A 12354-nucleotide genomic window follows, 5' to 3' on the forward strand; every position below is an offset into this window, starting at 1 on the left:
CGCGAGCCCTAAGGCTCGCGAAACGCTTCGCGGGATTTGTATAGCGGCTTGGTCAGATACTGCAAAATGGTCTTCTCGCCCGTGTGCAACTCGACCTGAGCCAGCATACCTGGGCGAATTTCTACTGTTTTCTGACGCGGCGACAGATGCGCCATGTCGACAGACAGCAGCACTTTGTAATGTGGATCCCCATCGGCAACGCGCTCGTCCTTGAACGTATCGGCAGAGATCACTTGAACCTTGCCCTCCAAAGTTCCGTAGATCGTGTAGTCATAAGCCGACAGCTTGACCGTGGCGTCTTGACCGGGGCGCAGGCTGGCGATGTCCTTGGGCTTAACCTTGGCTTCTACGAACAGTTCCTCGCCCATCGGGATGATCTGAAAAATCTCTTCACCCGGACGCACAACGCCACCAATTGTCGAAATCGCCACGTTGTTCACGATCCCTTTCATCGGCGAACGGATCACGGTGCGGGCCAGTTGGTCTTCGCTCAGCTTCATGTTCTGGCGCAGCGTCGCCAATTCCTTGAGCGTGTCGGAATATTCAGATGCGCGCTCCAGCTCGGCCTTGGACACGATCTCTTTGTACTTTGCCTGAGCATCAGTGTTCGACTTGCGCGCGCGGGTCGCTTCGATCAAAGAGACGATATTCTGCTCCAACAAATCTTCCATCAAGGCGGCCTCACGGCTGGTTTCCTTGAGGATTGCACGCGCACTTTCGGTGCGACCTTCGAAGTCGGACTGGCGTGCATTCAGCAAGGCGCGCTCGGAGGCGACGATGTCGGCCTGGCGTTCTTCCAGTTGACTTGGCACGAAGAAATCAAACTGGCCAGCCAGTTCAGCCTCTAGGCGCATCCGGCGAATTTCCAGCGCGTCGATCTGGTCTTGCAGATCATCAACGGAGGTCTGGAAGTTGGTGCCGGACAGGCGGGCGAGTATATCGCCAGGCTTCACGGTGTCGCCTTCCGTCACCAGTAGCTCCGACAGGATCCCGCCTTCGAGGTTCTGGATAATTTGCGGTCGGGAGGATGACACGAACTCACCGTCCGAGCGAACGATCTCGTCCACCCAAGCAAAGGATGCCCAGACGATAAAGACGAAAACGGTCAACCCGATCAGGCGGATCACCCAAGACGGGCCACGCAGGTCATCCTCAAAAGCAGCGTCGATCGTGGCCATCACTTGTCCCCTTTCGGCGTATTGATTTGAACAGAACCTTTGGCCGAGGCCGTCGTCGATTTGAGGTGCTCGAGCACTTGCTCGCGTGGGCCATCTACAGACAGTTTCCCGCCTTTGAGGACCATCACACGCTCTGTCAGTGTCAGGATCGGCATCCGGTGCGTCGCGATCACGGCCGTGCGGCCTTTGAGCCAACCGTTCAGGTTGGCGACAAGCGCCGTTTCCAACGATTGATCAAGCGCAGCGGTCGGTTCGTCCAACAATACAACCGACGGGTCTTGCAACCATAACCGCGCCCAACCGATGGACTGGCGTTGGCCGATGGAAAGCCCCATGCCGCCGTCATGTATTGGCAGGTCCAACCCTTTGGCGTGTTCGCGCACATATCGGCCCAACCCAGCGAAATCGAGAGCGGCCAGAAGGCGGGCGTCATCACGCTCCAGCCCCGAAAGGTTCAGGTTCTCGCGCAAGGAGCCCGCGAACAAGCGCACTTCTTGGCTCAGGTAGCCCACGCCGCGACGCAGGTCTTTGGGATGGATTTGCCCCATATCGATCCCGTCAATCAGGACGCGGCCTTGGTCGGGGGAATATAGGCCCGACAACAGTTTGATCAGTGTCGATTTACCGGACCCGTTGGCGCCAAGGATTGCTACGTGCTGACCTGCTGGAATAGCCAGACCGCCCAGATCCAGAACCGGTGCCGCGTCCTCGTCATAGCGGTGGAGCACATCGCGTAGCTCGAACCGGCCGGTGATCCGTTCGCGGCGCAGGTAGCTGCGCTCTGCGTCATAGTCCTGCGGGCTTTCAACGACCGCATCGAGCCCTACCAGCGCAGTTTTCACGTTGGACCACCGCGCCATGGTGCCCGCCAGTTGCGTCAGAGGCGCAAGAGTGCGTGAGGTCAGAATACCAACGGCAATGATGGAGCCAACGGTGAACTCCCCCGAAAACACAAGAAATGTTCCCAGAACGACTGCGCCAACGTAAGTTGCCTGCTGCACCCCCTGCGACCAGAAGGTCAGCGCGGAGGCGAGGCGACGCTGCTCGGACGACTTCAGAGCAGACAGCGCATTCAGCTCGTTCCAAAGACGCGCGAACCGCTCTTCACCGCGATGCGACTTAACGGTGTCGGCTTCGTAAATGGCTTCGTGCAACAGACGGTTCGCTTTAACCGAGGCCCCTTGGGTTTCTTCGGTCAGCTTCATCATGCGCTTTTGCAGGAAGAACCCCGGGAGCAGCATCAAGATGCCGCCGAGGACCAAGACCCAGACCACATTGCCAGCGATTGAGCTGACGAGCAGCAAAAACAGGAAAATAAACGGCACATCGGTCAGTGAGCCGATGGTTGAAGCGGTGAAGAACTCGCGGATCGATGAGAACTCGCGCATCGCGGAAAACGTGCCCGAAGGCGTCGCCCCTGCGGTGCCTGCGCGCATGCCCAGAAGACGGCTCATCAGGGTTTGTTGCACGGCAAGTTCGATCTTGCGCCCCGCCCCGTCCATCATCCGGGCGCGGGCAATCTTCAAAAATGCCTCCAGCGTCAGCGCGCCAACAGCCCCGATGGCCAGAACCCACAGAGTAGCGTGAGATTGGTGCGGGATAACGCGGTCATAAACCTGAAGCGAAAACAGCGCGACTGCGACGGCCAAGATATTGGCAACGAAGGAGCCTGCGGTGATCTCGATCAAGTGGCGCTTATACTTCGAAAATTCGCCCCAAAACCAATGGGCTGGCTTGGTTTCGAGACGATGCTTCGCCGCCACCTGCGCCATAGAGCTTTCGGCCTTCAAGACCTTGCCGGAAAACACCTTTGCGAACTCACCGAGCGGGACTTCCGCACGGCGGTCGCCGATCGTTTGATCGAAAATCGTCAACGTCTGATCATGCTGCTCCAGAACCAAAACCAGCTGGCCCGTCTTCATCTCGACCAATGCGGGCCACAAGTCAGGGCGCAACCGCACATTTCGGACCGAGCAGACGAGCCCAAGCGACTTCATCGCCCGTGCCAAAAGCTCTGGCGAAACGCCACCCGCATCCAAAGGAAGCTCAACCGCGGCATCAAGAACGTCGGATGGTTGCAGATCTACGCCTAAAAGCCCTGCATAGACCGACACCAGATCAGCACGGCTGCGCAGCTTCTTGGAAAACCGGCCCGCCTTATCCGGCGTTTGTGGCATCGGAACGCGCAGCCCCGGATCGTTTGCGACGGAGGTTGGCGTCTGAACCGGTTTTAGCTTTGCAGTATTCGATGCTTGGGCGGCCTTGGCCCGTGCCATGTCAAACGCAATGACGGGCGTGTTCATATATCCTCACCATCAACCAACGCACCCATAAGATGGGCAATCTGCAACTCTACCAACGCAATCTGATACTTGAGGCCGATCTGGTCGCGCTCCGTTGCGACCTTGGTTTCATAGACGCGCACGACATCCATCACGGGACGCTGACCACCCTTATATTGGCGATCAAACAGAGACAGGTTGGCGTTTGCTGACTCTAGCAGTCCCTTGCCCTGCACCTGCTGGCGCTTGAGCGAGATCAGGTTCTGTTCCAGCCGACGCATCGTGCGCGACTGATCCTCGAACGCTTGGGATACACGACGCCCTGCGGCCTCTTTGGTGGCTTCAATCGCTTTCAGGCTGGCCTTGGTACCAAACCCGAAACCGTTCGCAGCGCCCGCGTTCAGCCCCACGCCGGAGCCGCCATTCGCAACGACAGCTTGTGCCGAAACGCTTGGCAGAAAACCCGCGCGGCTGATTGTGGCTTGTGCAATGTCGCGGTCCCGTTCGGCTTCTGCCTTCAGGATCGACAGAGGCTTGGCGGCCTTCGCGTTCGAGATCGACGCCAACCCGCGCACGTCAGACAAAGGCTTGAAGGACATCGCGTTGAGTTCTGCAACCGCGGTGCGCGCCGTTTCCAGATCGGAATTCCTCTGGTTCTCGGCCTCTGCCAGCTTCTGGTTTACCACTTGCAAGTCCGCAGGGTTGGACACCCCGCCCCGCACGCGCTGATCCATGATCCACGCGAATTCGCCCAAACGGCTGGCAGCGCGGCTGCCTGCTTCGGCCTGTGCGCGACCTTGCTCGGCAGTGATATACAGCTCAAGCGCAGCGTAGACGCGGTCATTGGTGTCTTGCGCCAATGCAACCGCTGCGACTTCGACGTCGGACTTGGCGAAGCTGCGCTCGGCTTTCTTACGTCCGTTGTCGAACAGCACTTGGTCGATCACCAAAGACGCTACGACTTCCCCCAAAGAGGACAGCGAAAGCGATGGTCCAATGGTAGGCAGCCAGTTCTTGGAGGCCGCTTCTGCGCGCAATTTGGCGGAGCGTAGCTCTGCCTCTGCCGCGCGGGAGTTTGCCGCTAGAACCGCGCCTGCAACTTTGCCGTAAGGCGAGCGTGCGTCTAGAACTGATTGGCGTTCCAGCAAGGTTTCGATCAGGACGGAGCTTTCCTTGCCGCCGGTGCCACCGGCAAGCGCGGGTTGCGCCTGCGAGTTTGCCGCCGAGAGGTTCTCCCCCACTTGAATGTCCGACGCATTACGCGTCGCGGTCTCGTCTGTGGATCTACGTTTCAGAAACCCGAAAATTGGTGTGGTCTCTTTGCCCTCACGCTCCAGTTGAACGCTTTCGGCAAATCGACCTGTGGTTTTCACCTTTTCGGTCAATGCGGGCCGCGTCCCGGAGAATGTCCCCCGCGTTGCCTCGTCGCCCATGCAGCCCATTAGTGAAACTGCTGTGGTGCCTGCCAGCACCATGCGCATAACTGCGCGATTACTTTTACCCTGTCCCATGCGGAGCCCCTTCTTATTACATCGAGAGGTTGGAAAAGGGCGTATCCTCGTGAATACGCCCCCGCCCGCTTTTAGTAGTTTACTGTGACTGTCTGATCGATAATCAGGCTGCCGTCGTCGCCCAATGTGTAGACATCGTAGACCCGCCCGCCGATTACCTCGGTCTGTCCGGTCGCCTGCGCGCCTGCCACGTTAACCACGTCGGAGTTATCGCCGTGGATGATAAGTGAGTTGGTGTCATCCGACAGTCCAAGCAGATCAGCTTCGCTGAGCGTCAGCTGGCTTTCAGCCACGATGGACAGATCGATTGCGCCGACATCGAAGCTGGACAACCCTGCCAGCGAGACGTTGACCGCCCCTGCCGCATTGTCGTCGAGCACCACGAGTGTCGCGTTTTCGTTGCCAACAGCATCTTCCGAGTTGACCACAAGGTTGGAGCCGTCCGGGATACGTTCGTTGAAGGTGAACTGCAGCTCACCATCGCGGACACCTGGGATTTCGGACACTGTGCGCGTGTCATAGGCCACGTTGCTGACCTGACCGGTCTCGCTCACTTGGCTGATGGCCACAATGTCATCCGTCAACTCGGTGCCGATACCTGACACACCCGGATCGCCGCGGGTGTACTCCGTGTAGGAGATCACGACCGGTGCGTCTGGCACTTCAGTATCCACAGTCACTGGGGTCGATACGCTATCGGGGTTCCCGTTGCGATCAACCGTCGTGACGGTCACGTTAGAGGTGTATTCCCCTGTCGGAATTTCATTCGGGCCAAAGGTGACCGACCAGCTACCATTCGCACCAACCGTTGCAGCGCGTGCTGGCAGGTTGTGGAAGGTGACCATGACACTTTGCGCACCCGGCTCGGTGGTGCCCGTCAGGGTGAAGCCGGTTCCGGCCTCGCCCGCGTCAACGACGCCGTCACCTGTAACCTCGTTCACACCCAGATTGCGCACGATTGTGTCAACCTCGACCGTCCCGTTGGCCACTGCAGTGTTACCTGCGGCATCCGTGAAGGTTGCCTGAACCGGAATGGTCGTCTCGACGCCGGCCGGAACATCGCCCGGGCCGAATGAGGCCTGCCAGTTGCCGCTTCCGTCAGCGACCACAGTGCGCAACGCGCCGCCGAAATCGACTTCGACCCGCGCATTCGCCTCGGCGGTACCGGTGATGATCACCCCGTCGCTGGCCTCTTGGATATTGATGACGTTGTCGCCTTCAACATTGAGCGTGTTCACCGACACATTAGCGACCGTGTCCACCGCGAAAGTGGACGACGCAGTCGCAGTGTTGCCCGCCCCATCCGTCGCAACGGCGGAGACGTTTACATCATACTCACCACCAGGCAGCGTGCTGGCCGGGAAGTTGGTTGTCCAAGTGCCGTTGGAATTCGCGATAACCGTCTGGGTGCCCAGAACAACGCCCGCTTGCGACGTCAAGGTGACTGCTACAGATGCCCCCGCTTGCGCGGTGCCGTTCAAAGCAGTGCCGCTGGCGCTTTCCACAAGGTTCATAACATTGTCGATGCCGGTATTGTTGCCGGTTATGGCAACATCTGTGACGGTATCGATGTTCATAATCGCCGTGGCAGAGTCCGTGTTACCCACTGCGTCGGTGATGGACACCGTGACGGTTGGGGCAAGCTCGCCAGTTGGAATCTGTGAGGACAAGAAGTTGACCTGCCACGTCCCATCCGCGCCAACGACGCTGTTCACACTGCCGCCACCGGCAACAGCGACCGTGATCTGACCACCAGGCTCGCCTGTGCCGGACATCACGACACCATCGGCATGAGCCACCGCGTTCACAACGCCGGTCCCGGCAGGCTGACCTTCGATCTGGCCGATTTCTACGTGAGTGATCGTATCCACTGGGACCGTGGCGGAGGTTGTTTCGGAGTTGCCCGACGCATCTGTTGCCACTGCACTCACAGTCACATCATATTCGCCCTGCGGCAGGGAATTCGACGGATATTCCACGGTCCATGTTCCTCCAGCCGTTGCTGTGACCGTTTGAACGCCCAGCGTTTGGCCCGTTGGTCCGGTTAGCGTCACAACAACCGAAGCCCCCGCTTGCGCAGTGCCGTTCAGAACAGCAACACTTGCCGCCTCTGCATTGTTATAGACACCGTCCACGCCAGCGTTGTTCGCGGTGATCTCCACGTTGGTGATCGTATCAACTGGGAAGGTGGAACTGGTCGACGCCGTGTTACCTGCAGTGTCAGTGGCGACTGCCGTCACGGTCGCATCATACTCGCCACCAGGAAGCGTGCCGCCCGCAAATTCTGCGGACCACTCACCTGAAGAAGTTGCTGTAACCGTCTGAGTTCCAAGAACTTGTCCGTTCGGACCTGTCAGCGTTACAACAACACTGGAACCCGCCTGAGCCGTCCCTGACATAGTCGTTGCGCTACCAACTTCGGAGCCATTATAGATGCCGTCGATACCGGAATTGTTGCCGGTGATGGCAACATCCGTCACCGTATCGACAACCATCTGCGCCGTTGCAGTGGCGGAGTTTCCGTAGGCGTCGGTGCTGGTCACCGTTACTGAGCTTGTGTATTCGCCGGTCGCCACTTGATCAGAGCTGAACTCCACAGACCAGTTGCCATCCGCATCGACAACCGCCGTCGCAGTTGCGCCGTTTTCGTCAAGAGTGACGACTACATTTGCGCCGATTTCACCAGTGCCGGTCAGCGTCACGCCGTCCGCGTGCTCTACAGCGTTAATCACGTCGCCCGACCCTGTGGCCGCGCCGTCAATTGTCAGCACATCAACTGTCGTGACAGTATCAATACGCACGACGTCAGTGATAGTGGTCACGTTGCCCGCATCGTCAGTCGCCGTGATCGTCACGTCGACATCATACTCGCCCTCTGGGACTTGCGTCGGATCAAAAACAACACCCCAGACACCGTCTTCGTCGACGACAGCCTCTTGAGTCTCGCCATCAATCTCAACGACAACCTCAACTCCGGGCTCGCCAGTGCCGCCAATCTCGATGCCATCCGCATGGTCATCCGCGTCAAAAACGTGATCGACTGAGACAACGCCTTGATCAAGCGAAATTTCTGGCGCCACTGTATCAGGAGTGGACCCGCCACCCCCGCCAGCACCGCCAATGACAGCCGCGCCACCGACAACCGCTGCCGCAGCGCCCAAGCCGGTCGCACCTGCACCGCCCAAACCAGCAAGGATCGGAGCGGCCAACATTGTTGCCGTTTCCTCAGAAGCCACAGCGTCGGCAGCTATAATGGTGTCAACTTCAGAGCCCCCCACGTAGAAGAGCGCATCATCCGGACTCCATTTGCCAAAAACCTGCGCTTCAGCATAGTCAGCACTCACAAGACCTTCTTGCGCGCCCGCCAAGTCAACTTCGGTCAGCAACCCGTCCGCACTGAGGTAAAGATCAGCATCCGCGCTAAAGTATCCTTCCAGCCGGATTTTGCGGCCATCAGCAAGAGTTACGATAACCGCATCCCCTGCCCGCTCATATCCTGCGACCTGAAACCTACGCAGGTTCAGGGAGATATCGTCGCCACTGTTGATGAAAATTGTGTCTGCTGCGTCCGCCTTTGCGAGCACACCACGCCTAATGTTACCCGCACGATCGCGAACAACGAATTCAATCGCTTCCATAGTTACTACTCCGCCTCTGGCATCTACGGGCGCTTCAGCGCCTCGATTATTGTGACTATCTTTAACCAGAAATGTTCGATTTATCCAAGGGGAAATGCCGATATATTCGATCAATTTCCATATGTAGTGGTTTTCCTTGACGTTACGGCAAGAGATTCGCGGGCAAATCACCCACCACAACCCGCGATTTTCAACATGCTGCCTGTTTTCCTGCGATCAGGGGTTTAGAAACATGCCAAACATGTAACAAAGCGTGCCCTTCGGTCGTCGGTGCGATCTGGTACGTGTACACACACATGGATCATTCCGCAGGAACTCGCCCAAAGATCTCTGGACGGGAAGCCGATTTTCGGGCCTGTTCATAACTTGAAGAACGCCCATTACTGAATTGAAATATATTATTTATCTTTAGATTAATGTCGAATATTCGACCTAGGATCCGCCACCTCATCAGAAAACCCCGAAGCAAGTTCCCATTGAGCAAAGTGGGACCACAACGGAATGAGAGGGTTAGCTTTTACTCTTAGCTAAACAAGGTTTCGCGTAGTTTTTCCGCGGCGGACTGGAGCGTTGGCACCATCTCACGCGCATTCGGCATGGTCATACGCTGTGACGGGCCGTGAACCGCCAGGGACGCAACATATCGCCCGAAATGGTCGCGGACTGGCACTGCAACAGCGACCATGTCGTCAAGAAATTCCTCGTCATCTTCCGCATAACCTTGCTTGGCAATACGCTTAAGCTCAAGCATCAACGCCTCGGCGCTGACATGGGTTTTTGCGGTTTTCTGGTTCAACTCCAGCGTGTTGACGAAAGCAGCGCGCGATTTGGGAGCCAGCGAGGCCATGAAAACCTTGCCGGATGCTGTGCAATGGAACGGCACATTTGTCCCCACTGGCAGCTGGATACGAAATGACCATCGCGTATCGACCCGATCCAGATACCGCATCCCCGCCTCTTCGGGGACGACATAGTTCACCGTTTCGCCGACAGCGCCAGCTACCTCGGCCAGAATATGGTGACGAGCGATATTGGCCCAACCGGCGTGAAGCAGACCTGACGCCATCAGCCGGGTGCGCCGAGCGGCCCGGAACCCTTTGCCGTCGCCATCGCGCACCAAGAACCCTTCGGCTTCGAGCGTCGCGCAAAGCCGGTGGACCGTTTGCTTGGGTAGCCCGACGAATGCATTCATCTCCGTTGGCGTCATGGCCCTATCGCTATGGCCCAGTGCCTCCAGCAGTAGCAGCGTGCGCATATTAGTCGGGATACGTGCATCTAAATCGTCTTGGGCGGTCATGGTATTTGGCATCGCGTCCTCTGAAAATGCACCGCAGCCGCGGATAGGACAATCGGAATCCCCTTGCCCAAACCACGAATCGCTGTAGGTTATTCCTATCAAAAACGAGACTAAAAGTCTCAATTTTTGATATCGGAGGGGTTTTTTGGAATTTGACTACGTAATTGTCGGTGCAGGCTCTGCCGGATGCGCCATTGCGAACCGTCTTTCCGAAAGCGGTAAGTATACTGTCGCCGTGCTTGAAGCGGGCGGCCGTGACTCTAATCCGTGGATCCATATCCCCGTCGGCTACTTCAAAACCATGGACAACCCCAATACCGACTGGCGCTACAAAGCTGCCAGCGACCCGGGCCTCAATGGCAGGTCTATCCCGTGGCCGCGCGGGCGTGTTTTGGGCGGATCGTCATCGATCAACGGGCTGCTCTATGTCCGCGGACAATCGCAAGACTACGACCACTGGGCGCAACTAGGAAATTCCGGCTGGAGCTGGGACAGCGTCCTGCCCTATTTCAAGAAGTCGGAGAATTGGCAAGGTGACGTGGTCGGGGAAGAACGTGGGCAGAACGGCCCGTTGCAAGTTTCTCCGACGCGGTTGAAACGCGATATTGTCGACAAATGGATCGATGCTGCAGTCGCCGCCGGCTACAAGCGTAACACCGATTACAACAATGGCGATCAGGAAGGCGTCGGCTATTTCCAATTGACCATGTCCAACGGGCGCAGATGCTCCAGCGCGGTGGCTTACCTGAAGCCAGCGCGGTCCCGCAAGAACCTCGCCATCATCACCCATGCCCAAACCAAGCGCCTGATCATGGAAGGCAAACGCATCGTGGGGGTCGAGGTTGATCTTAAGGGGACGCACACTGAAATCCGTGCGCAAAAGGAAGTCATTTTATCAGCAGGTTCAATAGGTTCTCCGCAAATCCTCATGTTGTCGGGCATTGGTGACATTGATGGGATAAAGCGCCATGGCATCGATATGGCTCACGAGCTGAAAGGCGTCGGGCGCAACCTCCAGGACCATCTGCAAGCCAGACCTGTGTTCAAGACCGATCTGTCGACCATAAATGTCGAGGTGTCGAACTACCTAAAACAAGGGTTGATCGCGCTGGAATATGCGCTGAAGCGCTCGGGTCCGATGGCGATGGCCGCGAGCCTTGGCACGGGGTTCCTGAAAACCGAAGAGCACATGGACGTTCCTGACATCCAGTTCCATATCCAGCCCTTCTCGGCCTCGCATCCGGCAGAAGGGCCGCACAAGTTCTCGGCCTTCACCGCTTCGGTTCTGCAACTGCGCCCTGAAAGCGCGGGGCATTTGGAACTGAAATCCGCAAACTGGCAGGACCATCCGGCCATTCATCCGAATTATCTGGCGACGGAAACCGACCAGCGCACCATTGTCAAAGGCATACAGGTGGCGCGCCGGATCGCTCAGTTCAGCCCGTTGAAAGAACATATTCTTGAAGAATTTGCCCCAGGACGCGAGGTCGCCTTTGATGATTACGAGGGAACGCTCGACTGGGCTCGCAATACGGCTGTAACGATCTACCACCCCACTGGCACCTGCAAGATGGGGCAAGACGACATGTCAGTTGTCGATGAACGCCTGCGGGTTCGAGGGGTCGAGGGGCTTCGCGTCGCGGATTGTTCGATTATGCCGAGCATCGTGAGCGGAAACACCAACGCTCCAGCGATTATGATCGGCGAGAAAGCTTCAGACATGATCCTTGAGGACGCCGTAGCATGATTGACACTCTTCTAGATTTCTCCAAGATCGTCATCGCGGATTTGATCCTGTCCGGAGACAACGCTCTAATTATCGGCATGGCCGCTGCGGGTCTTGCGCCTCAACTGCGCAAAAAGGCCATCCTTTATGGTATGGTAATTGCCGCAGCCTTGCGCATCGTATTCGCGGTCGTGGCAACGAAACTTCTGGGCATTCCGGGAATTCTTTTTGTCGGGTCGCTGTTGCTGTTCTGGGTCTGCTGGCGGCTCTATACGGAAATCCGCGACAATGTGGACGAGCAAGCGGAGCGCGCGCTTGAACGCGCGGAAGACCCCGAGCGGGGCTATACCGGCAAGCCGACCCGCACGATGGGATCCGCCCTTCTCTCAATCACCATCGCTGACGTGTCTATGTCGCTGGACAATGTTCTGGCCGTTGCGGCAATCGCGGATGGTGACACGAACATGCTTATCTTCGGGCTGGTCCTTGCGATCGTGCTGATGGCCTTCGCCGCGACAATGATCATGAAACTTCTGACCCACTATCCTTGGATCAGCTGGTTGGGCCTGATCGTGCTGCTCTATGTGGCCGGCGAGATGTTCTACCGCGGCGTGTTTGACATGCACACCGGAATTGGTCCGATGATGGGCTGGTTCGAGGGCTACAATTTAAGCAAGGGGCACTAGCTCCCTGCTCACGATATTCAACCACCGCAACCTTGG

At 57.6% G+C, this 12354-nt stretch carries 7 protein-coding genes; 2 read left to right on the top strand and 5 right to left on the bottom strand.

Annotation, left to right across the window (positions count from 1 at the left end; all coding sequences use genetic code 11):
- Positions 1-8 precede the first annotated feature (8 nt).
- The 5 genes from BM352_RS13855 to BM352_RS13875 form a co-directional block, all read right to left on the bottom strand.
- Entirely contained in the window at positions 9-1178 is a 1170-nt protein-coding gene (locus BM352_RS13855) for an HlyD family type I secretion periplasmic adaptor subunit (RefSeq protein WP_090217909.1), read from the bottom strand.
- Positions 1178-3481 (bottom strand): ATP-binding cassette domain-containing protein, encoded by a 2304-nt coding sequence (locus tag BM352_RS13860; RefSeq protein ID WP_090217910.1) that lies wholly within the window; start codon positions 3479-3481, stop codon positions 1178-1180. Before BM352_RS13860 ends, BM352_RS13855 begins: the two co-directional genes overlap by 1 nt.
- Complete coding sequence (locus tag BM352_RS13865; protein ID WP_090217913.1) at positions 3478-4971, bottom strand: TolC family protein; 1494 nt, start codon at positions 4969-4971, stop codon at positions 3478-3480. Before BM352_RS13865 ends, BM352_RS13860 begins: the two co-directional genes overlap by 4 nt.
- Positions 4972-5042: 71 nt before the next feature.
- Positions 5043-8609, bottom strand: a complete 3567-nt coding sequence (locus BM352_RS13870; RefSeq protein ID WP_090217915.1) for an Ig-like domain-containing protein — start codon at positions 8607-8609, stop codon at positions 5043-5045.
- A 523-nt stretch (positions 8610-9132) separates the two neighbouring features.
- Positions 9133-9906 (bottom strand): IclR family transcriptional regulator, encoded by a 774-nt coding sequence (locus BM352_RS13875; RefSeq protein ID WP_090220270.1) that lies wholly within the window; start codon positions 9904-9906, stop codon positions 9133-9135.
- A 145-nt stretch (positions 9907-10051) separates the two neighbouring features.
- Between BM352_RS13875 and BM352_RS13880 the strand changes: the two genes are divergently transcribed.
- Both BM352_RS13880 and BM352_RS13885 read left to right on the top strand, forming a co-directional pair.
- Positions 10052-11653 (top strand): GMC family oxidoreductase, encoded by a 1602-nt coding sequence (locus BM352_RS13880; protein WP_090217918.1) that lies wholly within the window; start codon positions 10052-10054, stop codon positions 11651-11653.
- Positions 11650-12318, top strand: coding sequence for a TerC family protein (locus tag BM352_RS13885; RefSeq protein ID WP_090217921.1), 669 nt, complete (start codon positions 11650-11652; stop codon positions 12316-12318). The genes BM352_RS13880 and BM352_RS13885 overlap by 4 nt, the downstream gene beginning before the upstream one ends.
- The last annotated feature ends 36 nt before the right edge of the window (positions 12319-12354 follow it).

This window comes from Litoreibacter janthinus (genome assembly GCF_900111945.1).
In the GTDB taxonomy this organism is placed as follows: Bacteria; Pseudomonadota; Alphaproteobacteria; order Rhodobacterales; family Rhodobacteraceae; genus Litoreibacter; species Litoreibacter janthinus.